The organism is Dechloromonas sp. CZR5 (genome assembly GCF_008711155.1).
GTDB lineage: Bacteria > Pseudomonadota > Gammaproteobacteria > Burkholderiales > Rhodocyclaceae > Azonexus.
In genome coordinates, this window is sequence record NZ_VUYQ01000002.1 from 299,407 (window position 1) to 321,873 (window position 22,467).

Below are 22,467 nucleotides of genomic sequence, written 5' to 3' on the forward strand. Positions count from 1 at the left end.
CCCTGCTAAATACCCGCCGCTTTGCCGCTGCTAGGATGGCCTGCATCGCATTCTAACGTTTCCCGCCCCGATGACCGCAGCCCTCGATATCGAAGTGATCCGCGACGCCCTGCGCCATGTGGCCGACCCCGAGATCGGGGCCAGCATCGTCGACCTCGGCCTGGTCTACCGCATCGCCCTGGAGGACGGCAAGCTCTGGATAGACATGACCATGACCTCGCCGGCCTGCCCGATGGGCGGCATGATTGTCGACGACGCCTATGCCGAACTGGAACGCGTACTGCCGGCTGGCCTGGAGGCTGAAATCCGGGTTGTCTGGGAACCGCCGTGGACGCCGGCGATGATGAGCGAGCAGTGCCGGCTGCGCCTCGGCTGGAACGATACCGATGCAGGTTAGCGCATGGCCGACCTGATGCCCCGCCACCGCCTGCCGCTGCTGTTTTTCGGCATGCTGTCCCTGCTCGGCGGGGTGCTGGCCGGACTCGCCCGGCTCGGCTGGGACGTTCCGGCACCGGCCGCACACGCCGCCGGCTTGCACGGTCCGCTGATGATCGCTGCCTTCTTCGGTACCGTCATCAGCCTGGAGCGCGCCGTCGCCATCGGCCAGCGCTGGGCCTATCTGGCACCGCTGGCGGCCGGCTCGGGCGGTATCGCCCTGCTCGCCGGGGCGCCCCTTGGCGTCGGTCAGGCCTGCGGCACACTGGCCGCGCTCGGACTGATCGCTGCCAGCGGGATCGCCTGGCAGCGCCAGAAAGCCGTCTTCACCGTCGTACTCGGCCTGGGCGCTGCCTGCTGGCTGGTCGGCCAGCTGCTCTGGGCCGGCACGGGCGACATCGGCGCCGCGCTACCCTGGTGGCTACTCTTCCTCATCCTCACCATCGCCGGTGAACGACTCGAACTGACCCGCTTTCTGCCGACGCCGCCCATGGCCCGCCAGCTGTTCATCGCCATCGTCGGCTGCCTGGTCGTTGCAGCGGGAATCGGCAGCGACCGGCTGTTTGCCGGCGGACTGCTCGCCCTGGCCGGGTGGCTGTTGCGCTACGACATCGCCCGTCGCAACATCGGCACGGAAGGGCTGACCCGCTTCATCGCCAGCTGCCTGCTCTCCGGCTACGCCTGGCTGGCCGTCTCCGGCCTGCTCGGACTCGCCGGCGCATTCGCGCCAGCCCACCCGTGGCGGGACGCCGCCCTCCACGCCATCAGCCTCGGCTTCGTCTTTGCGATGGTTTTCGGCCACGCACCGATCATTTTGCCGGCCGTCACCCGGATCAGGATTCCCTATCACCCGGTACTCTACCTGCCGCTGGCGCTGCTGCACTTAACGCTCGCCACAAGACTTCTCGGCGGCCTGGGTGACAATTTCATGCTCCGGCAGTACGCTGCGCTGACCAACGGGCTCGTGCTGCTCATTTTCATCGCCACCATGGTGACGCTGGTACGCCGCAAAGCCTCGGGAGGTACTCCATGAAACGCCACGCAGCCCTGATTCAACACTCACGCGATCATCATCACGCCCTCAAACTGGCCAGGCTGGCACGATTTGCTGCCGACTCGGGTTCTCCGGAAGCCATCGAACAGGCCTCACGAACCATTGCCGAGGCTTTTCCGCGTGCGCTGGAGCCGCATTTTCAGGACGAGGAAGCAGGTCTGCTCCCGCGTCTGGCGGCGGTCGGCCAGAACGAACTCGTCGAGCGCACGCGCGACGAGCATGCCCGTCTCCGCGAGTTGAACCATACCCTGACGGCCGACCCTACCGATGCGGTGGCTATCTCAGCATTCGCAGCGCTGTTGCACGACCATGTCCGCTTCGAAGAACGGGAGCTGTTCGAGATTGCGCAAAACCTGCTCTATCCGGAAGGTTGAAGTGCGACGGTAGCGTCGCGTTCTAGCTGCCGGACGGGGTTCGCGCCGGACATCCGTTCAAGGCAGTCGCCGGAAGACGGTCGTCGTGCCGTCCCGCTCGCGAATGCTGAACTTGCCGACGTCGACCGAGAGCACGGCAGTCGGATCGTCGATGACACGATCACCTTGCTTGAAGCTCCAGATCAATTTCTTGTCCTCGTAGCGCCAGATGCCGTACTGGAGGACAGTGCCGTCGTCCTTGCGGATTTCCCATTCACCGTTTGCCGCCAGGTGAATCGGGGTCACCGCACGTGACGACTGCCATTGACCGACGAAATCCTGTTCGCTGTAACGCTTGCACCCCGCCAGGCCGATCAACAGGAGGCCTGCAAGCAGTACGCCCCGGAAGCCGGCCACCTTCATGCCGTGATTCACTCGCTGCCCAAGCTCGAGCGGGAACGAAAACGGGCGATCTCCGCCTCGCGCTTCATCCGTTCGGCATCCTGCTGGGCCTTCTCCCGGGCTTCCTTGCGCCGCTCTTCTTCCTCGCGGGCACGGCGCGCCTCTTCTTCGGCGTACAGATTGGCAGCCGTCACTTGCGCGCCCAGACGCCGGGACTCTTCCTCGAAACGTCGCTGCGCGCGCTCCTGCTCTTCCCGCTGGCGCTCCTGATTTTGCTGTTCACGCTCGGCAGCCTCCCTGCGCCGCATGTCGGCCAACAACAAATCGGCCTCCTCGCGACTGGCCGCCCGAATACCGTAGGTTTGATAGAAGTCCTGCAAATAGGCCTTTTCGGCAGCCGGAGCGGTGGCGTTGGGGAGCGTGACTTCATTGACCCGCTTGTAGGTGTTGAACATCACCCCGACCTGAATAACCAGGCCGACAATCATCAGCGTCGCAATGATGCTCAGCAGCACACGCACCGGGTTGCGCCTCGTTCCGCCCAGAGCGATTTCGCCCTGCAGCGGCAACTCTCCACGGAAACTCAGGTTGCTCTGGCCGCTCAGTCCATCATCGTACGCTGCTCGCCGCACCGGGTCGGACAATACGTCGAAAGCCTGCTTGAGCTGCTTCAGCCTGACCTCGGCATCCTCGCCCCCGCTCGCCGCCAATTCGCGCGACAACCGCAGGTAGGCTGCGCCGACTTTCTCCAGATCGGCCTCCGGAGCCAGTCCCAACAAATCGTAGTAAGTCATCTTCTGTGCCATACCGAGAATGATTTCGAGCGAAACAACCATCGAGGATAGCAAAGTCGCAACCCACCGGAAAACCCTTGCTGATCAATTCATCAATGCACCGTACACACCATGTGTAGCTGGATCGTTTCGCCTTATCTATTCAGGCTCAACGGCTTACCCACTTTGGCGCCGCCTCCAATTCAGCAAGAAACACACCATTTCGAACACATGAAATCAGATAGTTACAGAGCGATTTTGTAAACATCTTGTTGCGCTCCACCCTACACAAGTCAGTATCATTCCCGTACAATTTCTATTCACACACCTATTCATGTAGCTATTCACAAAGCTATTCATACCGTGTCAGCCCACGCCGATTCAATTCGAATTCAGCTAGGCCGAGGCCCACAACAAGTCCGCCAACTCGTTGACAGCCTTGGCTTAAGCCAACCGACCATCTCCCGGGCAATCAATGCACTGGGGGATGAGATCGTTCGCATCGGGAGCGGGCCATCTATTCAGTACGCCCTGCGTGACCCCGGGAGAGGTCTTGGCGATGTCCCGGTTTATCGCGTCTCTGCAGAGGGAACCATCCGACAACTTGGCACACTGATTCCGGTACGTCCGGATGGCTTTGTGATGCTGCAGGGCGACGGAAAGACGCTTCACAGCGATTCGCTGCCCTGGTGGCTGGATGACATGCGCCCTCAAGGCTACCTCGGCCGCAACTATGCCGCCCGCCAAGCTGCACAACTCGGCTTGCCCAGCCAACTCAACGAATGGAATGACTCCCACGCACTCCGCGCATTGCTCGTCGATGGATTCGATGCTGTCGGCAATCTGCTGCTGGGTGATCGTGCCAGAGATGCTTTCCTCTCGTCGCCTCCGGGCACCCCCATCAACCTGGCTGACAAGGGAGAGGCCTACATCCAGCTTGCCGAACATGCCGCCCGTGGCGAGGTGCCTGGATCATCGGCTGGCGGAGAGCAACCAAAGTTCGTTTCCTACGTCCAGACTCCGGATGGCCCGCAGCACGTTATCGTCAAGTTCACCCTCCCGGAAAACAACCCTGTAACCGAGCGGTGGCGTGATCTTCTGCTTGCTGAACACTTGGCGCTCGAAACGCTCTTCGCTGAGGGCATCGCCGCTGTGCGTACGCGAATCATGGATTTTGGCTCCCAGCGATTCCTTGAGGTTGAACGATTCGACCGCGTTGGGGAGCTGGGGCGCCGTGGCCTGTTCAGCATGAAGGCGCTCGATGCCGAGTTCGTCGGTGCTGGCGCAGCCGGTTGGTCAGTCATCGCTCATGCGCTGGCAAAGGAAGAGTGCATTACGCCAGAGGCAGCATCTGGGGCCGCACTGCTGCAGGCTATTGGGGTTCTGATCGGCAATACCGACATGCACACCGGAAACATCTCCTTTGTTTCCGAGCATGGTCGGCCGTACCACCTTGCCCCTGCGTACGACATGCTCCCCATGGGGTTTTCCCCAAAGTCTGGTGGCAGCATCCCAACGACCTTGCCAGAAGCGACGCTACATGCAGACATTCCGCCCGAAACTTGGGTGCATGCTGCCCAAGTAGCCCAGCGATACCTTGAATGCCTGCGCGGAGAACAGCGTTTTTCCGCAGCGTTCCGACCCTGCATCGATGCACTAGGCGTTCATCTCGAGACTGCTTTAGGCAAGATTGCCAGGCTAGGGTAATAGCTAGGACGGTAGGTAGAGCGTTATCCACGGCGGCGCGGGCTGGAGGTAGATATCAACCGAAAGCCGGCGGCGCGGTGGGTAACGCGGGGTAGAGTTCGGTAGCTGCGTAGCCTTCCCGGGCTGGATGATTTGCCGCTGTCCGAACTTTGACGGCCGGGGGATTCGGGGGCTATAGTGCGGGCCTACCGCAACTGGCTGGAAGCCGCATGACTAAAGGGCTACCAGACGGTTTCACCGTTCGCAAAATCCCCGTCTAGACTGCCAATGACCGACAATAAAACCAAGCGCAAGTCTCGCAAATCCGATGACTCAAAGGCTCTTCCGCATAGCCTGCAGGAGATTGCCGAAGAAGCGGAATTTCTCGAAAAGGAAGCTGCTGAAGCTCTTCTCTTCGCCTCCCCAACGCGCCTTGGGGTATTACCAGGGGAACCCGAACTTGAGCTTGGTCAGAGACTTCAGCACGCAAGGGAAGCCAAAAAACTCACTCAAGGCCAATTGGCCGAGTTAACGAAGCGTGCTGATAAAGATGGGAAAGGGCTCTCCAGAACGGTCGTGTCTTTGTATGAGCTGGGGACAAACCGACCAGGGCCTCGCGAGATTCGTATGCTGTGTGAAGTGTTGCAGATCACCCCTTCGTATCTCATTTATGGCGATGACGAACCTTTCGACAACTTCCTGAATAGACACCGGCATGGTGCCGCTCGGCCATCTGACCCTGAATCTTTTGCCGCCATCACATACTGCTTCACCAGGTTGCATCCACATCACAGGATCGCAGTAATGGAGCTGATGCTGGGATTGCTGAGAGGTTGGCACAAAGGATTCGACGATGAAATGGACAAGGAAGCGAACCCAACCTTTTTGCGTATAGCAGAGCAGCTGGCACAGCTCTTAGCTGACCGAGAAAAAGCCCAAAAGGCAAAGTGACAATGGCGCTGTAACAAGCGCCTTTTTTTCGCGCGCAAATGCAACGATACGTTGCTATTGCAATTTATCCATGGTTGAACTACGATCATTGCGCTTGCAATTTATCGTTGCATCAATTGGAGAGCGCGAATGAAAATCCCTGCCACCCTCCCCATCACCGGGGATCAATCCAGAGCCGCACGCTTCCAGCTCGGCCTGACCCAGGCCAACGTTATCGAGGAAAGCGGCCTGCCTGGCCATAAGCTGAAGAACTTCGAGACCGGCCGATTTGTGCCGGACATGCCCTTCCTGGAAAACCTGCGGGACTTCTACACCTATAAGGGTGTGGACCTCGATGCGCGGCAACCGGACACCAAGCCTGCTACCGGCTCGGCAATGGTTCGCCCTGTCTCCCGTATGTGCTTCTACGTCAGCGACCAGATCGCCGACGACGTGGTCGACCAGGTCCTCGGGCGGATGGATGCCAACGATGAGCGCATTGCCGCCATCCTGCGCTCCCCTGTCGGCATAGGCTTCCTCTCGGACTACAGCGAGGAAACCGAAGCCAAGCAACGTGAGCTCTTCGGTGCAATGGCAGAAAACTATCTGCTGTTCCGCATCCTGCAAGGCAGGAACATTGTTGCTCCGCCCCAGGAAGGCCGGCCTGCAGCAACTCACGCGGATCTACTTTCCACGTTCTTCGGTGCCTCACCCCTCGCCGCAGTCGCCACGCCGGTCGATGCCACTGTCGACCAGGAACAATCCGAAGAACTCACGGAGGACGAAGCATGAATCCCATCGCCCCTGTCTCCATGCTCGGCGGAAAAGGCGCTCTGATCGCCATTGCCGTCATCGCAGTCCTGGCTGGACTTGTCATGCTTTCCGAGCAGAAAGCCTCCCAATCCCCGAAGAAAAAAAGCTAGAGATCAACCCATGTCGGCGACCAACCATCATGCCCACACTCAGGGGCCGTTCACGCTCGTTGAAGAGGACGGCGATCTGCTCATCGTGGCGCCCGACCCTGAGATTCCCGAGTGCTGCGGACTCATAGCCCAGCTGATCGACTGCGACTTCCCGGACGACACCCTTGCAAACGGGCGCCTGCTGTCAGCCTCTGCCGATCTACTGGCTGCGCTCAAGGTGTTACGTGAGCGCCATCAAGTCGACGAACCTCACCACGCCCACCTGTGCGAGTTCTGCCAGATGGCCGATGCCGCGATTGCCAAAGCGGAGGTGCTTCTATGACCACCCGCTTGGTTCTCCGCTTCGAGCGTGGCAGCCGAACAGCCCCCGAGATCAAGGGGCAATACATCGCCTGGGAAAGGGGCCTTCTGCGCCCCTGTGCCGCTCAAACGACCGCCACCCGCTACGACCATGCCCACGTTGCTGCCGACGTCGCCCTGCGCGCCGCGAAGGTCTATTGCGGTGCCCGCGTCGAAGTCCTGCCGGTGCTCCAATGAACCAACACACAGCAATTCAAACGGGGGATGCAAAAGCCCCCCATACTAACCTTGGTATAAGTGCGAAATCCTCTGACACGGCCACGGGGCAAGGATTTCCGGGCGGCAATCATGCAAAACTTGCAGCGAAGGTCGAACGCTTCCTTCTGCTGCGCATGTCGCAGAGCCTGGTGTATGACCGCAACCTGTCAGCCAACGCGCAAAAACGGGTCTGCTGGTGCCACCGGACTATCGTCAGCCCGGCCGCCGACGTTGGTGTATTCCGGGTGCAGGATGGCTCGAATGCCCGACTCTCCGGCGTGTCCACCTGCGGCTCCGTTTGGCATTGCCCGGTCTGCGCCGCGAAAATCACCGAGGCGCGCCGCGAGGAACTCCAGGAGGCGATGGTTTCGCACATCACCCGTGGCGATGGCGCTGCCTATCTGCTGACCCTGACCTTTCCCCATGAAGCCGACCATCCCCTGCCGGAACTCATGGAACGCTTTGCCAAGGCGCTCAAAACCTTCAAGGAATCGAGCCAGTACAAGCGCATCCTGGGCAAGGATGGTAGCGCCGGCCGGTTGGGTAGCGTACGTAGCCTTGAGGTCACCGTCAGCCTGGAGAATGGCTGGCATCCCCACACCCATGATCTGCTGTTCTGCCAACGCAACGGCCTCGAAGAAATCATGTTCGATGGTGCTGCACGAGTGGATGATGCCGGCGACCTCGATAGCGGCCCCATCCAGGAACTGAAGGCCTCATGGGTCAAGCAACTGCTCCGCGCCGGCCTGGGGGATCAATCGAAGCTGACCTGGATGATGGAGCGTGCGCTGAATGTCCGCGGTGGCGAATATGCAGCGCAGTACATCGCCAAGTTCGGCCGCGACGAGCGCTGGGGCCCAAGTTCAGAACTGACCCGCCCACACTCGAAGATCGGCGTTGCCTTCGAGGCCGAAGGCATCACTCACTTCACCCCGTTCCAGTTGCTGACCTGGTCAATGAACGGCGACGGCTGGGCAGCCAACCGATTCCGCGACTATGCCGAGGCCTTCCAGGGAAAGCGAATGCTGTCCTGGTCACCGGGCTTGAAGCGCGCCCTCCTGGGCACAGACAGCGAGGAGAGTGACGAGCAGCTGGCCGCTGCGCCAATACGTGAGGAAGCCTGGATCGGCCAACTGACCGACGATCAGTTCCAGGTGCTGCTAACCAGGAACAAAACCGGCGAGTTTCTACGTTACGTGGCCGAGTGCTGCACCGATAGCACCTGCGCCCAGGTCGATATCGACGACTACATCACGGCGCTCAAGGAAATCCCAGCGACTCACGGGTCGGCCTATCGACAGAAGCGGCTGTTCCGTGGCGATAAAGACCTGGGGCAATACATCGTGGTCGAGGACCACAGGACCTGAAAAGAAAAAGGGCAGGTTCTCCGGCGACCAACCAAGAACCTGCCCCACCAACGAACTATTGATTGGAGCAATAGCGATGGCTGCTAAAAAGCGTACCACACGAAAAAAATCATGCAATCGCATCCCCTCCTCCAGCAAGCGCTCTGACTGGGCGGCCTGGATGAATGGAGCCCCTCCGGAATGGCTGCATACCAAGCAGGCAAGAGATATCGCTCAAGCCTTTGACGGCTATTTCCCTGCCTGGTTTATCGAATCCGCGCCATGGCGCCCAATCGATGGCGCTCGCTTCAAACACTTTCGAGCGGTTCAACTCGGCCTGTCTATCGAGCAATGTGCCTGTTACCTGCGCATCCATAGAACCACGATCAGACGCTGGGAAAGCGATGCAGCCGAAGTGACTTACTCAGCATTCGAAGCTCTGCGCCTACTGGCTCTGACAGCTTCGCAAAGCATTTCTCATAAAGCCTGGGATGGCTGGTTTATCAACCGGCAAACCGGTGAACTCATCTGCCCAGACAATGGCCGCCTGGCGGTCAAGCCTGAAGAAATCAAAACACTTCCACTGCTGTACAACCAGATATCCATATTCCGGGATGCCGTCACCGAAAGAGACGAACGCATTGCCGAACTCGAAGCGGAAAACATCACCCTGCGCAACGCCACCAATTCCCGCCAGGTAGCCGCCGAGCTGGAAGCCATACGGGAACGCATTACTGGCTTGTTGAGCACATTCCACACCGCAGAAATCATCAAATTCAACCAACCAGCGGACGAGCTACGCCGGATTTCCTGATAGGAGAAGACCATGAAAGAACGTATTTTTCATCTACGCCACGACCTTGATCCAGCTGGAAATATCCGGCGCCTGCATGCCTACGTTCGCAGCATCAATCCGGCATTCAAGCCGATACCCAAATTGAAAGCCAGAGCGAATCGTCGGGCGCTCCTGCGGAGGGTCAAATAATGGCTGCAAAACTCATCCCCCTGGAGGCGTGGGCGGCTGCAACGTATGGCGAATCGGCACCCCACATCAATACCCTGCGCCGCTGGGCTCGGGATGCCCATATCTACCCGAAACCGATCAAACACGGCCGGACTTACTTCGTGACGCCAGATGCCCGTTACGTCGACTTCAAGACGATGCCCAGCGCAAAGGATCCAGCATCCAATAGCCGACTTGTTGCCAGGTTGAGCCATGGCACGGCGGCGTGAAGCCAGCCGGCGAGGATGGCCGCCTAATCTCTACGAGACGGACGGTTATTTTCGCTGGCGCAACCCTGTGGATGGCAAAATCCACGGTCTTGGCCGGAACAAGCAAACTGCATTTGCCGAAGCCGTCGAAGCAAATCTGTACATTGCCGGCCTGCTCACAGAGACTCGGCTTGTCGATCGACTGAGCGGCGAAAGCGAAAGCACCGTGGCCGCTTGGTGCAAGCGATACCGAGCCATCTTGGCAGAGCGCAAACTGGCGAAGGCAACCGACCAGGCATTCACCCGCCGGCTACTCACCGTCGAGGAAAAATGGGGTGACAGGCCGCTGGCGAGCATCACAACCCGTGACATTGCCGACCTGCTGTCCACCTGGAGCGATGCCGGAAAAAAGCGCATGGCCCAGGCAGTGCGCTCTCTGCTGCTCGACTTCTTCCGGGAAGCCATCGCCGCCGGCTGGCTGGAAAACAACCCGGTAGCGCCTACCCGTGCCCCTCGCATCGAGGTAGCACGTGCCCGCCTCACCCTGGAGAGCTTCATGGCCATCTACGAACAGGCCAAGACAATGACACCCTGGGTGCAACGGAGCATGGAACTCGCCCTGGTGGCTGGTCAGCGTCGCGAAGACCTGCGCGACCTGGGGCCGCGCAACATTCGCGATGGCAAGCTGTGGATACGCCAGCGCAAAACCGGCGCACTTGTCTGCATCCCCCTCGATCTGCGCCTGCGCGTCGTCGGCTGGTCTCTCGGAGAGATCGTCGCCCGGTGCCGGGACAACATCATCAGCAAGCACCTGATCCACCACAACGCCCATACTGGCCGCGCCAAGCCCGGGGACCCGATACGCCTACAGAGCATAACCGGTGCGTTTGCCGATGCCCGGGACAAGGCCGGGATCACATGGCCAACAGACAAGACGCCGCCCACCTTCCATGAAATCCGCTCCCTGGCTGCCCGGCTCTATGCCGACCAGGGAACCGACGCCCAAGCCCTCCTGGGGCACAAGTCACCCGACATGACTGCAGTGTATCGGGACGCTCGCGGCGATGACTGGATCGAGGTCAAAACGGCCTCAATTTGATACGAATTTTGCAGGAATTTTGTAGACCATCCCGAGAAGCCCGTATTTACGGGCTTCTTCGCTTAATGGACAGTACACACCATGCAAGGATCGAACGAGCGCACGACATGTTGCACTGATGGCAAGGCGCCGTCGCCGGCAGGCAGGCCGACCAATGCCTGTTCCAGGGGGCCGGGCTGCATGTTGCCGTCGCGCGGCGAAAAATTCCAGGTGGTCGGGGCGATGATCTGGTAACGCTCAATACGGCCGCGCCTGACGCTCAGCCAATGGCCGAGGCTGCCGCGTGCAGCTTCGACGAGGCCGGTTCCGCTGCCTTCGTCGGGCATGTCGCCGTGGGTGCAGAAGGCTTCGCCGGGTTGCAATGCCTGCACCCAGCGCTCCATTTCCGGGACAATCAGCGCCAGTTCGAGCAATCGGGCGACGACGCGGGCCATGACGCTGCCGCCGTCGCGCGTCACCCAGTCGAGGAGCAGAGGGTGTCCGGCGATGACCTGCCGCGCCAGCGCCCCGACTTCGTAGGCCTGTCGGGCATAGCGCGGCGCCTTGCACCAGGTATAGGCGGCGGCCTTGTTCGCATCGACAATGGTTTCGCCTTGCTCCGGATGGCGCGGGTTGCCCTGTGCCAGCCAGGCATGGGTGGTGTCTTCATCGATGGCCTGCGGGTCGAAAGCAGCGGCCTCGCCGGCGCGCCAGGTGCCGGCTGAAAATATCCCGTAGGCACCATACGACAGGAAGGCATCGCTCGCCCGACCCAGCTTGTCCAGCCCGAGATCGCTTGCCGCTGCCAGGAAGGCGGGAAAGTCGGCGGATCGGCCGTCGGCCCAGGCCAGCAGCTGCGCTTTACTGGACAATTGCGCCACATTGGCCAGCGTATCGCCGAACAGGCGCTTTTCGAGAAAGCTGCGGAACTCCCGTAGCTGGGCAAGCAGACGGATACGCTCGCCGTCTGTCACGGCGCGGGTGCTGCCGCCGGGCTGGATCGCCAGCGTATGCGGCCAACGGCCGGCCAGAAAACCCATCAGCTTGAGGAACCCGGCGCGGGCCGGCAGCACGTCGGCGGATGCTTCGCCCCGCACCGCCGCGAAGCGCCGCACCACGGCGTCGTGCCAAGGTCGTCCGGCGTAGGCCGGACGGGCAAAATCGGGCATGAAGAACAGGTAGAAGTGCGTCAGGTGATCGGCCAGGTTCTCGGTGGCCTGGATCAGGTGGCGCGCCAGCACACCGTTCGGGGTCGGTACGATGCCCATGGCGTCGGCCAGCGCCGAAGCCGCCGCCGCCGACTGGGCAACCGAGCAGATACCGCAGATGCGTGGCACGATGGCCAGCGCATCGAGCGGCGCCCGACCGATCAGAATCTGCTCGAAACCACGGAACAATGGGGAATTGACGTAGGCGGCCTGGACCCGACCACCGGCCATATCGAGACTGACCTCGAGATCACCTTCGACGCGGTTGAACGGCCCGACGACGATGCGTGTCACTTGCCGCCCCCTTTCTTGCGAATGGCCGGCAGGATGACCGGATGATCGGCCACCGCATTGTTGCGCACCCGCTTCGGCGTCGCCGATTTGGATAGTGCGGCAAGCGCCACGAACCAGGCTTTCGGCATGTCGGTCGGCAGGCCGATCGGGATGCCGGCCAGCTTGGGCGTTTCCTGGAAGGCGTGGCCGGGCGACTCGAAGCCCGGCTCGGTGCAGGCGATGCAGGCGAAACCGCCGCGCAGACAGGAGCCGCTACCGTTCCACGGGCGGATGTTGCAATCGGCGTGGGCCTGCGTGCCTTTGCAACCGAGGTTTTCCATCAGGCAGCCGAGGTCGGACTGCTTTTCGGCACTGGCCTTGAATTCGTAATACTCGTTGCGGGCGCAGCCGTGATGGACCAGGCCGCCGGCATAGAGCAGCGGCCGTCCGAACTCATCCAGATCTTCCGGCTTCAGGCCTTCGAGAGCAGCCTTTTCCAGCGTATCGACCACCCAGCCCGGATGCGTCGGGCAGCCGGCGATATTGACCACCGGCAAGCCCTGCTGCGAGCGGAAATCAGCGCCCAGTAAACCACCCCGTGTCTGCTCGTCGAATTGCAGGCCGCAGGCTTCCAGCGGATTGCCCGGCGTATTGGCCGAAAAACCACCATAGGCCGTGCACGAGCCGATCGCAAACACCCAGGTTGCCCGCTGGACCAGCCGTTCCACCCACTCGGTCAGCGGTCGGCCGCTGCCGGCCATCAAATGGAACCTGCCGGTACCGTTCGGGCCGCGCAGCATGGCGCCTTCGACGCACAAGGCATCGAAGGCCAGACGACCCTCGGCACAATCTTCCAGAATGGCCAGCGCCTCCTCGCCGCTTTCCAGCGACAGGGCAGGGTGCCAGAGAAATTCAATGCCGGCATCGCGCAATTCGTCGAACAGCGAACGCGGATCGGAGCACAGCATGGACTGCGTACATCCGCCACAGCCGCCGCTCTGCAGCCACAGCACCTTCATTCGGCCTGCTCCAGTCCGTAGCGCACCAGCTTGGCGCGCAACCCGACTCGCGACAGGCCGAGTTCGCGGGCCACCCGCGATTTGTTCCAGCGCAGGCGAATCATCGCTTCCTTGAGAACATGTTTCTCCAGCTGATCCATGCGTTCCTTGAGGCCCCCGGTAAGGCCGGCCGCCCAGACCAGGTCGTCGCTGGGCCGGGCTTCGTCGAACTCACCGATCGGCGTGCGCAACACCCGGGTGGACAACAAGTCGGCACCGAGCCGTGGCGTCGTCGCCAGGGCCACCATGCGCAGGATTTCGTTCTGCAGCTCGCGGACGTTTCCGGGCCAGCGGTAAGCGGCGATGCAGGCCAGCGCCTCCTGGGTGAATCCCTCGACCGGCTTGTCCAGCGCCTTGCTGCTCGATTCGAGCAGGCGTCTGGCGAGCAGCGGCAAATCCATCGGGCGCTCGCGCAGCGGCGGTACGTGCAGTGCGATCGTCGCCAGGCGGTAGTAGAGATCTTCGCGGAAACGGCCGGTGCGCACGTCCTCCTCGAGATCGCGGTTGGTCGCGGCAATGACCCGCACGTCGACATGCACCGCACGATTGCTGCCCAACGGCCTGAGTTCGCCTTCCTGCAACACACGCAGCAGCTTCACCTGGAAGGCCGGGCTGGTTTCGCCGATTTCGTCGAGGAACAGCGTACCGCCGTCGGCCTGTTGGAACAGTCCGACCCGATCCTCGACGGCGCCGGTAAAGGCGCCGCGCTTGTAGCCGAACAGCTCCGACTCGAGCAGCGTATCGGGTACCGCGCCGCAGTTCTCGGTAATGAAGGCCTTGCTGGCCCGACGGCTTTCGTAGTGGATGGCCCGGGCGATCATTTCCTTGCCGGTACCCGATTCGCCGGTCACCATGACCGACAGGTCGTAGGGCGCGACCCGCTCGACCAGTTCGCATACCGCATTGATCGGGCTGCCCGGTGCACGGATCAGCGCGGCCAGGCCGAAACTGCTCTTGGCCTTTTCCTGCTTCGTCTCGACATGCCGCTTGAGAACCGGCTCGGCGGTGCGCAAGTCGACCGAGAGGCGCTGGTTTTCCTGTTGCAGGCGCCAGACTTCCGAAGCTCGCTGCAAAGTCAGCAGCAGCTGCTCCGGCTGCCACGGCTTGAGCAGGTATTGCCAGATGCCCGCCTCGTTGACGCCGGTAATGATGTCCTCGGCATCGGTGTAGCCGGACAGGATGATGCGCACGATATCCGGCCAGCGGCTGCGTACTTCCTTCAGGAACTGGACGCCAGTGGTACCCGGCATGCGCTGGTCGCAGAGCACGATGCGGATGCCGGTAATCGCCTGTTCGCGCTCGAGGATCTCCATTCCCTCGTCGGCATCGGAGGCGCACAACACATCGAAATCCTCTTCCAGCGTCCGGCGCAGCGCCTCCTGCGAACGTACCTCGTCGTCCACGACGAGAATGGCGGGCAATCGGCGCAGGCTGCTGCTCGAAGCAGGGTGGTTCATTCGGGAATCTTCCAGTCGATGTCGCGGTGCCGGGCAAGGTGGCGCGGCGTCCACGAATGCGGCGAACGGGAAACGAAATGATAGCGCGCGACATGGTAGGACGGATCGAAGCCGTAGAAATTGCGACGCATTTCCTTCAATTCCTCGGCGCGATAGGCCGCCAGCGGCTTGACGACTTCGTCGGCCTGTCGCTTGCTCCGCTTGGCGGCCAGGCGCTCGTCGATATCTGCCGCCGCAGCCAGTTCGGCAGCCCGGCGCGTCACATCGACGGCGAATCCCGGTCCGGGCAGGCAGGCATCGTAGAAACCCAGCTGGACGGACTCCTGCGCCGTCATCGGCAGACGGTGACGCATGATCGCCTGCGCCCCCTTCTCGCCAACCCGCGGCGGCAGCAGATAAGTCCAGAACTCCGAGCCGAACAGGTTGCCCATGTTCTTGTAATGCGGGTTGAGCATCACCCCGTCGCGAGCCCATACCAGGTCGGCAGCGCGCGCCAGGAAACAGCCTCCGGCCCCGGCATTGCCCGCCAGCGCAGCCACGGTCAGTTGGGTGTCGCAGCACAGGATGGCCTCGGCCAGGTCATCGATGGCATTGATGTTGCCCCAGGATTCGTCAGCCGGGCTATCGGCGGCTTCGATGGTATTGAGGTGAATACCGTTCGACCAGAAATCGCTCCCGCCACGCAGCACGATGACTTTCGTCGGGCGGCGACTGGCCCACAGGAAAGCCTCCTTCAGGCGCCGGCACTGACCGGTGCTCATGGCGCCGTTGTAGAACTCGAAACCGAGGAAGCCGACGCCCCCGGCCTCTTCGTAGGCAATATCCTGCCAGGTCGCGAGCGGTGCCTTCCAGAAGTCGTCGAGCGCTTGTTCGGGCAGCGCCAGCGCCTCGGGAAAGGCCATCGTCGCCGGCAGCTTGATACCCCCGGGCCGCTTGACGTGGCCGATCCAGACCGCCCCATCGACCGTGGCCCGACAGATCGCCGTTTCGCGCCGCGCGACAAGTGCTCCCGGCGCCCCCTTCAGGCTGGCTTCCGGCCACGCGTCGAACAAATGACAAGCTTGGCCGAACAATGTATCCGCTACACCGGGAAAACCATCGGCGGCATTCAGCCTGGCCAACACGCTGTTCGTATCATCCGCATCCCAGTCGATGGCGCGATCGGCCTGCTTCATCAGGGCATGGGCAGTTCCCGGAACGCGCTGCGGCACAAAATCGCCGGCGGCAAACCGGGTGACGGCCTGCACCACCGCGAGAACGGCCGCCTCGGTGACCTGATTGCGGTAAAGCGAAGCCTTGCGTACGGCCCCGACCGGAAAGACGGACGAGGCCCACACCGGCCCGGCATCCATCTCCCGCTCGGCTTGCAGAACCGTCACCCCCCATTCACGCAGGCCGCGCTGGATCGCCCAATCGAGCGCCGACGGTCCGCGATCGCCGGGAATCCCGGGATGCACCACGAAACATGGCAGCCGCGACCAGACCGATTCCGGGATGGCACGTTTCAAGAAGGGCGCAATGACCAGATCCGGCTTGAACAAGGCGACAGCCTCCTCGGTCACCGAATCGGAAATATCGAATTCGATACTGACACAGTGGTCACGAGCCGTCAGTTCGCAATAGAGGCGCTGGGCGAGGCTGTTGAAGCTATGCGTAACGAAGAGGATTCTCATTATTTACATTTCTTTACAAAACATGCTATCAGCATCGATCTAGCAAATTAGCGGATTCCAAGGCACTGATTTTTCGGGAAGCATGTTGTTATGACTTTGGCGATATTTGTTCCGTAACACGCGCTGGCTACGATGGCTGCCACAAAAAAACACAGGGAAGAGCCATGCAAGCACAAAGAAAACCGGTCAAAACACGCGCCCCCCGGGCCAGCCGTGCACCACGTCCTGAATACATCGCGGCGGTCCGCTACCTCGATGGTCGCCATGAAAAATTTCATGTCCGCAATGCCGACAATCTGGACGACGCCCGCGAGATGGTCATCGCCGAAGTGGGTGATTTCCGCTCGATCATGATCGCGCTGCGTCACTGAACGCTCAGCAAATCCGCGGCAATTGCTCGCCGCTCAACCAGTCCACAATGCGTTTGCCACCGAAAGCGGTGGTCATCTGGACAAAATGATGGGGATCTTCATGGACGCGACCGACCACGGCAGCGTCCATCCCCAAGGGATGATTCCGCATCGCCGCGAGGAGCTTGTCCGCATCAGGTTCGGCGCAGATCGCCACCAATTTGCCTTCATTGGCGACATAAAGCGGGTCCAACCCGAGAAATTCGCAGGCAGCGTTCACCGCCGGCTTCACCGGTAAATCCTTCTCCAGCAACATCATACCGACGCCGGACTGCCTGGCGATTTCGTTCAAGGTCGTCGCCAGACCGCCCCGCGTCGGGTCGCGCAAGACGTGAATATCAGCACCGCTTGCCCGCATCGTCTCGATCAGGCCATGCAGTGCCGCCGTATCGGACACGATGGGCGACTCGAAACCCAGGCTCTCGCGTTCGGCCATGATCGCCATCCCGTGATCGCCCAGCGTTCCGGAAACCAGGATGACATCCCCCGGCCTGGCGCAACGGCCTGAGAGTTCGTTGCCGGGCGCGACGATGCCAACACCGGTGGTCGTGATGAACACGCCGTCGCCCTTGCCACGCTCGACAACCTTGGTATCACCGGTCACGACGGGCACCCCAGCCGCCCTGGCCGCCTCGGCCATGCTTTGCACGATACGCGCCAGATCGGCGAACTTGAACCCTTCCTCCAGGATGAAGCCAGCAGAAAGATACAGAGGTCGTGCGCCCATCATGGCCACGTCGTTGATCGTGCCATGCACCGACAGGCAGCCGATGTCGCCGCCGGGGAAGAATAGGGGCGACACGACATGGGAGTCGGTGGCCATGACCAGACGGCCTTCGCCGGGGTAAGGCAACAAGGCACCATCGTCGCCTTGGGCGAGGTATTCGTTGCCGAGATGCCTGGCGAACAGCTCCTCAATCAGCTGCGCCATTGCCCGGCCGCCCGAGCCGTGGGCCATATCGACCTGGCCGTGTTTGATGTCGAGGGGTCGGACGTAGTTTTTACGGATTTCGGTCATGGGAATGAAAGCGGTGATCTGGAGAGGATAAGGTCAGTTGAGGCACAGCCGTCGGGCATCGGCCCGCAGGCCAGCAAACGTTGTCAGGCCACGTCCTTGTAACGTCCGTAGGTGTAATGTGCCGCACATGCCCCCTCCGAAGAGACCATGCAGGAACCCACAGGATTTTCGGGCGTGCAGACGTTTCCGAAAATCTTGCAGTCTTGCGGCCGCTTGACGCCGCGCAGGATGGCGCCGCATTCGCAAGCCTTGTGATCCGGCACCGAGGCATAGGCCAGCGGAAAGCGCTTTTCGGCATCAAATTCGGCGAACTGGCTGCGAATGCGCAGGGCCGAATAGGGAAGCACATTCAAGCCACGCCACTCGAAGGCCTTGCGCATCTCGAACACTTCGGCGACCAATTGCTGCGCCTTGAGGTTGCCGTCGCGGCTGACGGCGCGGGCAAATTCGTTCTCGACTTCGGCGCGCCCTTCGTTCACCTGTCTGATCAGCATCTTGATGGCCTGCATCACATCGAGCGGTTCGAAACCGGCGATAACCACCGGCTTGCGGTACTCCTCGGCGAAGAATTCGTAGGGGCGGCTGCCGATGATGGTCGATACGTGTGCCGGACCGATGAATCCGTCGAGTGGCACGGTGCCCCACTGGCGCACTTCCGGCGATTCCAGGATGCTCGAAATGGCCGACGGTGTCAGCACGTGACAGCACAGCACCGAGAAATTCTTGAGCCCCAGGGCGGCGGCCTGCTTGATCGCCACCGCCGTTGGCGGCGTCGTCGTCTCGAAGCCGATGGCGAAGAAGACGATCTGCTTGTCCGGGTTCTTTTGCGCCAGCGTCACGGCGTCCGCGCTCGAATAGACCATGCGGATGTCGCCGCCGCGCGCCTTGGCCTTCATCAACGACAAGGCATCGGAGGCCGGCACGCGCAAGCAGTCGCCGTAGGTACACAGGGTGACCCCCTGCTCCAGCGCCAGGCGGATCGCCTGGTCGACACGGCCGATGGGCAATACGCAGACCGGGCAGCCCGGGCCATGAATCATCTTGACGTTGGGCGGCAACAGGTCGGACACCCCGTAACGCGAGATGGCGTGGGTATGGCCGCCGCAGAATTCCATGAAATGGTAGCTGCGCGCCGGATCGGCCTCGGCGCGGATGGCGGCCGCCAGCGTCTGCGCAACCTCGCCGTCACGGTATTCGTCGATGTATTTCATGGCTCAGTGAACCGTGAAGCCGTCGCCATCGGGCGTCAGCTGCCCCATCTCGGCAAAGAGCCGGAGCGTCTTTGCCGCTTCTTCGGGATCCAATTTGTTCAGCGCATAGCCAACGTGGACGATCACATAATCGCCCACCGCCACGCCCTCGAGCAGGGCGAGCGAGATTTCCTTCTTGACCCCGGCCAGATCGACCAGGGCATTGTCGTCGGGGCGCAGTTCAACAACCTGCGCGGGTATCGCGAGACACATCCGCGTTGCTCCTCTATCGTTATTATTAAGGCAGAGTCTAACCTGCCTGGGTTCAGTTTCGCTTGCCGGCCAGGCGACGGAAAAAGCCGCGCCGGGACACCTCCGGTTTTTCCTCGGCATTCGCAAGCGATGCCGGCTCCGGCGTTGTCGCCTGGGTCGCGAAGACTGTCTTGATCGCATCCAGCGCCACGATGCGCGCCGTGGCCATGTCCGGCAACTGATCGACCGGGGCGATCAGCGGACAGTATTGGTACGGCCCGATATCCGGATCATCGTCGGCAATGAATTGCAGGGTCCCGCAGGGCAGCATGAGATAACGCCGCTCCCCGGCCGGAATATCGCCCCACAAGGTGCCACCGCCGGACACCAGGAGCAGGTTGAGGAACCAAGGGGTGATCACGACCCCCAGCCAGTCGCCATCCAATCGCTGAAAACCGTGGGCCTCTACGGTGAGTGCCGGATTGACGAACGGGAGGTCGCGCATGCGCGTTTCCCAAACGTTGCGATAATGGGCTTCGAGGAAAGCCGTCGGATCATCCGCGCGCGGTACGGCCGGACGGATCGGCGGCGGTTGCAGGGCAGGCTGGCGGATGCGTTCAGTCATGCGGTCGGTTCAAATCCTGAAAATGCTGGCTCGGGTCGAAATCGCCTTCGAGCGACGCGGCCAGGGCCGATAGCGCATCCTCGATCAACCGCCGCTGATCGTCCTCGACCACCTCCTTGGCCAGGCCGAGCGACGTCAGCACCCAAGTACCGACCGGCTGCGGACCGATCAGCATCATGTTGATGCGTTCGCGTTGGCCGTCGCGTTCAACCCAGGCGAAATCACCGGCATTGTCGCCGCTGCCTTCCCATTCGACAACGCGCTTCGGAATCGACAGGCACATCAGTCGCGCGCCTCGGCAGCGACACCCAGGGCAGCCAGTTCGGTCAGCGTCATCGCCACCAGCTCCGGAACTCGGGCTTCGACTTCCGGTGACAACTCCATCCCGAGCGACATCGATACCGGTTGCATGCCGACGATGGCGATCGACTTCGGCGCCCGACCGGTGAACTCCAGACTGGCCAGCACGTCGGACAAGCTGACCTGGTGCGGCGACAGCTTGGTCTTGAAAAAGACCGGCACATCCTCCCCCTTCAGCAGGATCGGTGTCGCCGGCGGCTGGTTGGCGCGCACACAGTCGACGACGATCAGGCCGTCGAGGTCTTCCAGTTGCTCCAGCATTTCCATGCCGCAGGTGCCGCCATCGATGATTTCGACTTCGGGCGGCAGCTCGTAGTCGCACTCCAGCGCTTCGATGGCACGAACGCCGACGCCTTCGTCGGTGAGAAGAATATTGCCGATACCGAGTACGACGATGCGCATGTTGCTATCCAAAAAAAGGGGGCGCGAGCATTGTCGCGCCCCAAACGCAGAGTTGGTTTGTTGTCGATCAAGCCGCCTTCACGGTGACGACCGGATTATTCTCCTGATCGACCACGTGCACAGCGCAGGCCAGGCAGGGATCGAAGGAATGGACGGTGCGCAGCACTTCCAGCGGCTTCTCGGGATCGGCCACCGGATTGTCGAGCAGGCAGGCCTCGTAAGCGCCGGGCTGGTCCTTCTCGTTGCGGGGCGCCGCGTTCCAGGTGGTGGGGACGACGCACTGGTAGTTCTTGATCTTGCCGGAATCGATAACCACCCAGTGCGACAGCACGCCGCGCGGCGCTTCGTGGAAGCCGACGCCCATCTGCTCGCCCTTGGGGAAGACCGGCCGGTTGAAAGTCTTCAGGTCGCCCTTGGCCATATTGGCCAGCAGCAGATCCCACTGGTTGATCAACTCGTCGACCTGCACCGCACAACCGACCGCCCGCGCCGCATGGCGGCCGATGGTCGAATGCAGCGCCTCGACACCGACCTTGGCGCCGGCAACCTTGGATACCAGATCGAGCGCCGCCGTGGCGTACTTCTTGGTCGGCTCGTGGCCGGCGGCCAGCATGTTGAACACGCGCGGCAGCGGGCCGACCTGCATCGGCTTGCCGTAGAAGGTCGGCGACTTCAGCCAGCTGTACTTTCCGTCATCCTGGAAATCGGTGTAATTCGGCGTTGTTTCGCCCTTGTACGGATGCAGCGACTTGTCGTTCCCGCCGCTGTAGTTGTACCAGGAATGCTTGATCGCCTCCGACACGCCGTCGGTGAAATACTTGTCGTTGAAGCTGGTGATCGGCTTGTAGCTTTCCAGCTTGCCGCCCTCGATATAGCCACCGGGCAGCGCGAACTGCGTCCCCTTGCCGTCGAGCGGGATGTCCGGAACGCACAGGTAATCGGTGATGCCCTTGCCGTACTTTGTCCAGTCGGCGTAGAAGCCGCCGATGGCACCGACGTCGACCAGATAGACGTTCTTGACGAAGTCTTCGAGCTTGAGCATCCATTCCTTGATCGCCAGCAGGCGCTCGATGGTCAGCACCGACTGGGCATCGGTGGCCAGCGGATTGGCCACGCCGCCGACCGCAACGTTCTGGATGTGCGGCGACTTGGAGCCGAGCACGGCGACGATCTTGCTGGCGTAGCGCTGCACTTCCAGCGCCTGCAGGTAGTGACTGACGGCGAGCAGATTCACTTCCGGCGTCAGCTTCATGGCCGGGTGGCCCCAGTAACCATTGGTGAAGATGCCGAGCTGGCCGGTACCGACGAAGCCCTTCAGACGCTCCTGCACCTTGACGAATTCGGCCTTCGAATTGCCGCTCCAGTTGGAGAGGCTTTCGGCCAGGCTCGCCGTCTTGGCCGGGTCGGCCTTCAGCGCGCTGACCACGTCGACCCAGTCGAGCGCCGACAGGTGGTAGAAATGGACGATGTGGTCATGCACGGCATGGGCCAGCATGATCATGTTGCGGATGTACTGGGCGTTGACCGGAATTTCCAGCTGCAGCGCGTTTTCGACGGCGCGCACCGAGGCCATGGCATGCACGGTGGTGCATACCCCGCAGATGCGCTGGGTGATCGCCCAGGCGTCGCGCGGGTCGCGGCCGATCAGGATGTTCTCGACACCCCGCCACATCTGGCCCGAGGCCCAGGCTTTCTTGACGCGGCCGCCGTCCACTTCGACGTCGACGCGCAGGTGGCCCTCGATGCGGGTGACCGGGTCGATGGTGACACGTTTGTTCATGTTGTTCTCCT

General features: G+C 61.7%; 28 protein-coding genes and 1 pseudogene. 16 read left to right on the forward strand and 13 right to left on the reverse strand.

Annotation, left to right across the window (positions count from 1 at the left end; genetic code table 11):
- The first annotated feature begins 70 nt into the window (after positions 1-70).
- Genes F1002_RS06485 through F1002_RS06495 form a run of 3 tightly spaced genes read left to right on the forward strand, consistent with a single transcriptional unit; the run spans position 71 to position 1,863 of the window.
- Entirely contained in the window at positions 71-397 is a 327-nt protein-coding gene (locus tag F1002_RS06485; protein ID WP_150428201.1) for a metal-sulfur cluster assembly factor, read from the forward strand.
- A 3-nt stretch (positions 398-400) separates the two neighbouring features.
- A complete protein-coding gene (locus tag F1002_RS06490) occupies positions 401-1,468 on the forward strand; it encodes a hypothetical protein (protein ID WP_150428202.1) in 1,068 nt (355 codons plus the stop codon).
- Entirely contained in the window at positions 1,465-1,863 is a 399-nt protein-coding gene (locus F1002_RS06495) for a hemerythrin domain-containing protein (protein WP_150428203.1), read from the forward strand. Before F1002_RS06490 ends, F1002_RS06495 begins: the two co-directional genes overlap by 4 nt.
- A 57-nt stretch (positions 1,864-1,920) precedes the next feature.
- On the opposite strand, the gene F1002_RS06500 is transcribed toward F1002_RS06495, so the two are convergent.
- Positions 1,921-2,277: a hypothetical protein gene (locus F1002_RS06500; RefSeq protein ID WP_150428204.1), complete on the reverse strand. Its 357-nt coding sequence runs from the start codon at positions 2,275-2,277 to the stop codon at positions 1,921-1,923.
- Complete coding sequence (locus F1002_RS06505) at positions 2,274-3,038, reverse strand: J domain-containing protein (RefSeq protein WP_191090324.1); 765 nt, start codon at positions 3,036-3,038, stop codon at positions 2,274-2,276. The genes F1002_RS06500 and F1002_RS06505 overlap by 4 nt, the downstream gene beginning before the upstream one ends.
- Positions 3,039-3,380: 342 nt before the next feature.
- On the opposite strand from F1002_RS06505, the gene yjjJ reads away from it, so the two are divergent.
- The 12 genes and pseudogenes from yjjJ (at position 3,381) to F1002_RS06550 (ending at position 10,771) form a co-directional block, all read left to right on the forward strand.
- Entirely contained in the window at positions 3,381-4,724 is a 1,344-nt protein-coding gene (gene yjjJ / locus F1002_RS06510; protein WP_150428206.1) for a type II toxin-antitoxin system HipA family toxin YjjJ, read from the forward strand.
- Positions 4,725-4,991: 267 nt separating this feature from the next.
- Positions 4,992-5,654 carry a helix-turn-helix domain-containing protein gene (locus F1002_RS06515; protein ID WP_150428207.1) on the forward strand — a complete coding sequence of 221 codons (663 nt, stop codon included), beginning with the start codon at positions 4,992-4,994 and terminating at the stop codon, positions 5,652-5,654.
- A 129-nt stretch (positions 5,655-5,783) separates the two neighbouring features.
- On the forward strand, positions 5,784-6,425 hold the full coding sequence (locus tag F1002_RS06520) for a helix-turn-helix domain-containing protein (RefSeq protein WP_150428208.1): 642 nt from the start codon (positions 5,784-5,786) through the stop codon (positions 6,423-6,425).
- The gene (locus F1002_RS21385) at positions 6,422-6,556 is read left to right on the forward strand and encodes a hypothetical protein (protein ID WP_255584457.1); all 135 of its coding nucleotides are present in this window, start codon (positions 6,422-6,424) and stop codon (positions 6,554-6,556) included. The genes F1002_RS06520 and F1002_RS21385 overlap by 4 nt, the downstream gene beginning before the upstream one ends.
- Positions 6,557-6,566: 10 nt before the next feature.
- Complete coding sequence (locus F1002_RS06525; RefSeq protein ID WP_150428209.1) at positions 6,567-6,878, forward strand: hypothetical protein; 312 nt, start codon at positions 6,567-6,569, stop codon at positions 6,876-6,878.
- Positions 6,875-7,093 carry a hypothetical protein gene (locus F1002_RS06530; RefSeq protein ID WP_150428210.1) on the forward strand — a complete coding sequence of 73 codons (219 nt, stop codon included), beginning with the start codon at positions 6,875-6,877 and terminating at the stop codon, positions 7,091-7,093. The genes F1002_RS06525 and F1002_RS06530 overlap by 4 nt, the downstream gene beginning before the upstream one ends.
- A gap of 155 nt (positions 7,094-7,248) precedes the next feature.
- On the forward strand, positions 7,249-8,481 hold the full coding sequence (locus tag F1002_RS06535; RefSeq protein WP_150428211.1) for a protein rep: 1,233 nt from the start codon (positions 7,249-7,251) through the stop codon (positions 8,479-8,481).
- A 76-nt stretch (positions 8,482-8,557) separates the two neighbouring features.
- Positions 8,558-9,274 carry a cell division protein ZapB gene (locus F1002_RS06540; protein WP_150428212.1) on the forward strand — a complete coding sequence of 239 codons (717 nt, stop codon included), beginning with the start codon at positions 8,558-8,560 and terminating at the stop codon, positions 9,272-9,274.
- 12 nt (positions 9,275-9,286) lie between these two features.
- Positions 9,287-9,445: a hypothetical protein gene (locus F1002_RS20940; RefSeq protein WP_191090325.1), complete on the forward strand. Its 159-nt coding sequence runs from the start codon at positions 9,287-9,289 to the stop codon at positions 9,443-9,445.
- Positions 9,445-9,693 carry an excisionase gene (locus F1002_RS06545; protein ID WP_150428213.1) on the forward strand — a complete coding sequence of 83 codons (249 nt, stop codon included), beginning with the start codon at positions 9,445-9,447 and terminating at the stop codon, positions 9,691-9,693. The genes F1002_RS20940 and F1002_RS06545 overlap by 1 nt, the downstream gene beginning before the upstream one ends.
- Positions 9,677-9,781 (forward strand): annotated as a pseudogene (locus F1002_RS21490) (phage integrase Arm DNA-binding domain-containing protein); the annotation flags it as partial. The gene F1002_RS06545 and the pseudogene F1002_RS21490, both read left to right, overlap by 17 nt.
- 150 nt (positions 9,782-9,931) lie before the next feature.
- A complete protein-coding gene (locus tag F1002_RS06550; protein ID WP_255584458.1) occupies positions 9,932-10,771 on the forward strand; it encodes a tyrosine-type recombinase/integrase in 840 nt (279 codons plus the stop codon).
- Between the two features lie 62 nt (positions 10,772-10,833).
- Here the strand turns inward: F1002_RS06550 and F1002_RS06555 are convergent, their stop codons facing one another.
- Genes F1002_RS06555 through F1002_RS06570 form a run of 4 tightly spaced genes read right to left on the reverse strand, consistent with a single transcriptional unit; the run spans position 10,834 to position 16,419 of the window.
- The gene (locus F1002_RS06555; protein ID WP_150428215.1) at positions 10,834-12,252 is read right to left on the reverse strand and encodes a nickel-dependent hydrogenase large subunit; all 1,419 of its coding nucleotides are present in this window, start codon (positions 12,250-12,252) and stop codon (positions 10,834-10,836) included.
- The gene (locus F1002_RS06560) at positions 12,249-13,250 is read right to left on the reverse strand and encodes a HupU protein (protein WP_150428216.1); all 1,002 of its coding nucleotides are present in this window, start codon (positions 13,248-13,250) and stop codon (positions 12,249-12,251) included. Before F1002_RS06560 ends, F1002_RS06555 begins: the two co-directional genes overlap by 4 nt.
- On the reverse strand, positions 13,247-14,746 hold the full coding sequence (locus F1002_RS06565) for a sigma-54 dependent transcriptional regulator (RefSeq protein ID WP_150428217.1): 1,500 nt from the start codon (positions 14,744-14,746) through the stop codon (positions 13,247-13,249). The genes F1002_RS06560 and F1002_RS06565 overlap by 4 nt, the downstream gene beginning before the upstream one ends.
- Positions 14,743-16,419, reverse strand: coding sequence for a hydrogenase maturation protein (locus F1002_RS06570; protein ID WP_150428218.1), 1,677 nt, complete (start codon positions 16,417-16,419; stop codon positions 14,743-14,745). Before F1002_RS06570 ends, F1002_RS06565 begins: the two co-directional genes overlap by 4 nt.
- 164 nt (positions 16,420-16,583) lie before the next feature.
- On the opposite strand from F1002_RS06570, the gene F1002_RS06575 reads away from it, so the two are divergent.
- Positions 16,584-16,790 carry a hypothetical protein gene (locus tag F1002_RS06575; RefSeq protein ID WP_150428219.1) on the forward strand — a complete coding sequence of 69 codons (207 nt, stop codon included), beginning with the start codon at positions 16,584-16,586 and terminating at the stop codon, positions 16,788-16,790.
- Positions 16,791-16,794: 4 nt separating this feature from the next.
- Here F1002_RS06575 and hypE read toward each other — a convergent pair whose 3' ends face one another.
- The 7 genes from hypE to F1002_RS06610 form a co-directional block, all read right to left on the reverse strand.
- A complete protein-coding gene (gene hypE / locus F1002_RS06580; protein ID WP_150428220.1) occupies positions 16,795-17,847 on the reverse strand; it encodes a hydrogenase expression/formation protein HypE in 1,053 nt (350 codons plus the stop codon).
- A gap of 83 nt (positions 17,848-17,930) precedes the next feature.
- Entirely contained in the window at positions 17,931-19,058 is a 1,128-nt protein-coding gene (gene hypD / locus F1002_RS06585; protein WP_150428221.1) for a hydrogenase formation protein HypD, read from the reverse strand.
- A gap of 3 nt (positions 19,059-19,061) precedes the next feature.
- Positions 19,062-19,310: a HypC/HybG/HupF family hydrogenase formation chaperone gene (locus F1002_RS06590; protein WP_150428222.1), complete on the reverse strand. Its 249-nt coding sequence runs from the start codon at positions 19,308-19,310 to the stop codon at positions 19,062-19,064.
- A gap of 52 nt (positions 19,311-19,362) precedes the next feature.
- Positions 19,363-19,914 carry a [NiFe]-hydrogenase assembly chaperone HybE gene (gene hybE, locus F1002_RS06595; protein ID WP_150428223.1) on the reverse strand — a complete coding sequence of 184 codons (552 nt, stop codon included), beginning with the start codon at positions 19,912-19,914 and terminating at the stop codon, positions 19,363-19,365.
- Complete coding sequence (locus tag F1002_RS06600) at positions 19,907-20,197, reverse strand: HypC/HybG/HupF family hydrogenase formation chaperone (RefSeq protein ID WP_150428224.1); 291 nt, start codon at positions 20,195-20,197, stop codon at positions 19,907-19,909. Before F1002_RS06600 ends, hybE begins: the two co-directional genes overlap by 8 nt.
- Entirely contained in the window at positions 20,197-20,676 is a 480-nt protein-coding gene (locus F1002_RS06605; RefSeq protein WP_150428225.1) for a HyaD/HybD family hydrogenase maturation endopeptidase, read from the reverse strand. Before F1002_RS06605 ends, F1002_RS06600 begins: the two co-directional genes overlap by 1 nt.
- Before the next feature lie 67 nt (positions 20,677-20,743).
- On the reverse strand, positions 20,744-22,456 hold the full coding sequence (locus F1002_RS06610) for a nickel-dependent hydrogenase large subunit (RefSeq protein WP_150428226.1): 1,713 nt from the start codon (positions 22,454-22,456) through the stop codon (positions 20,744-20,746).
- Positions 22,457-22,467 lie beyond the last annotated feature (11 nt).

Coding starts and splice junctions, on each gene's coding strand:
- F1002_RS06485 (WP_150428201.1), top strand. CDS start 71: ATGACCGCAGCCCTCGATATCGAAGTGATCCGCGACGCCCTGCGCCAT.
- F1002_RS06490 (WP_150428202.1), top strand. CDS start 401: ATGGCCGACCTGATGCCCCGCCACCGCCTGCCGCTGCTGTTTTTCGGC.
- F1002_RS06495 (WP_150428203.1), top strand. CDS start 1,465: ATGAAACGCCACGCAGCCCTGATTCAACACTCACGCGATCATCATCAC.
- F1002_RS06505 (WP_191090324.1), bottom strand. CDS start 3,038: ATGACTTACTACGATTTGTTGGGACTGGCTCCGGAGGCCGATCTGGAG.
- F1002_RS06515 (WP_150428207.1), top strand. CDS start 4,992: ATGACCGACAATAAAACCAAGCGCAAGTCTCGCAAATCCGATGACTCA.
- F1002_RS06520 (WP_150428208.1), top strand. CDS start 5,784: ATGAAAATCCCTGCCACCCTCCCCATCACCGGGGATCAATCCAGAGCC.
- F1002_RS21385 (WP_255584457.1), top strand. CDS start 6,422: ATGAATCCCATCGCCCCTGTCTCCATGCTCGGCGGAAAAGGCGCTCTG.
- F1002_RS06525 (WP_150428209.1), top strand. CDS start 6,567: ATGTCGGCGACCAACCATCATGCCCACACTCAGGGGCCGTTCACGCTC.
- F1002_RS06530 (WP_150428210.1), top strand. CDS start 6,875: ATGACCACCCGCTTGGTTCTCCGCTTCGAGCGTGGCAGCCGAACAGCC.
- F1002_RS06535 (WP_150428211.1), top strand. CDS start 7,249: ATGTCGCAGAGCCTGGTGTATGACCGCAACCTGTCAGCCAACGCGCAA.
- F1002_RS06540 (WP_150428212.1), top strand. CDS start 8,558: ATGGCTGCTAAAAAGCGTACCACACGAAAAAAATCATGCAATCGCATC.
- F1002_RS20940 (WP_191090325.1), top strand. CDS start 9,287: ATGAAAGAACGTATTTTTCATCTACGCCACGACCTTGATCCAGCTGGA.
- F1002_RS06545 (WP_150428213.1), top strand. CDS start 9,445: ATGGCTGCAAAACTCATCCCCCTGGAGGCGTGGGCGGCTGCAACGTAT.
- F1002_RS06560 (WP_150428216.1), bottom strand. CDS start 13,250: ATGAAGGTGCTGTGGCTGCAGAGCGGCGGCTGTGGCGGATGTACGCAG.
- F1002_RS06565 (WP_150428217.1), bottom strand. CDS start 14,746: ATGAACCACCCTGCTTCGAGCAGCAGCCTGCGCCGATTGCCCGCCATT.
- F1002_RS06570 (WP_150428218.1), bottom strand. CDS start 16,419: ATGAGAATCCTCTTCGTTACGCATAGCTTCAACAGCCTCGCCCAGCGC.
- F1002_RS06575 (WP_150428219.1), top strand. CDS start 16,584: ATGCAAGCACAAAGAAAACCGGTCAAAACACGCGCCCCCCGGGCCAGC.
- hypE (WP_150428220.1), bottom strand. CDS start 17,847: ATGACCGAAATCCGTAAAAACTACGTCCGACCCCTCGACATCAAACAC.
- hypD (WP_150428221.1), bottom strand. CDS start 19,058: ATGAAATACATCGACGAATACCGTGACGGCGAGGTTGCGCAGACGCTG.
- F1002_RS06590 (WP_150428222.1), bottom strand. CDS start 19,310: ATGTGTCTCGCGATACCCGCGCAGGTTGTTGAACTGCGCCCCGACGAC.
- hybE (WP_150428223.1), bottom strand. CDS start 19,914: ATGACTGAACGCATCCGCCAGCCTGCCCTGCAACCGCCGCCGATCCGT.
- F1002_RS06600 (WP_150428224.1), bottom strand. CDS start 20,197: ATGTGCCTGTCGATTCCGAAGCGCGTTGTCGAATGGGAAGGCAGCGGC.
- F1002_RS06605 (WP_150428225.1), bottom strand. CDS start 20,676: ATGCGCATCGTCGTACTCGGTATCGGCAATATTCTTCTCACCGACGAA.
- F1002_RS06610 (WP_150428226.1), bottom strand. CDS start 22,456: ATGAACAAACGTGTCACCATCGACCCGGTCACCCGCATCGAGGGCCAC.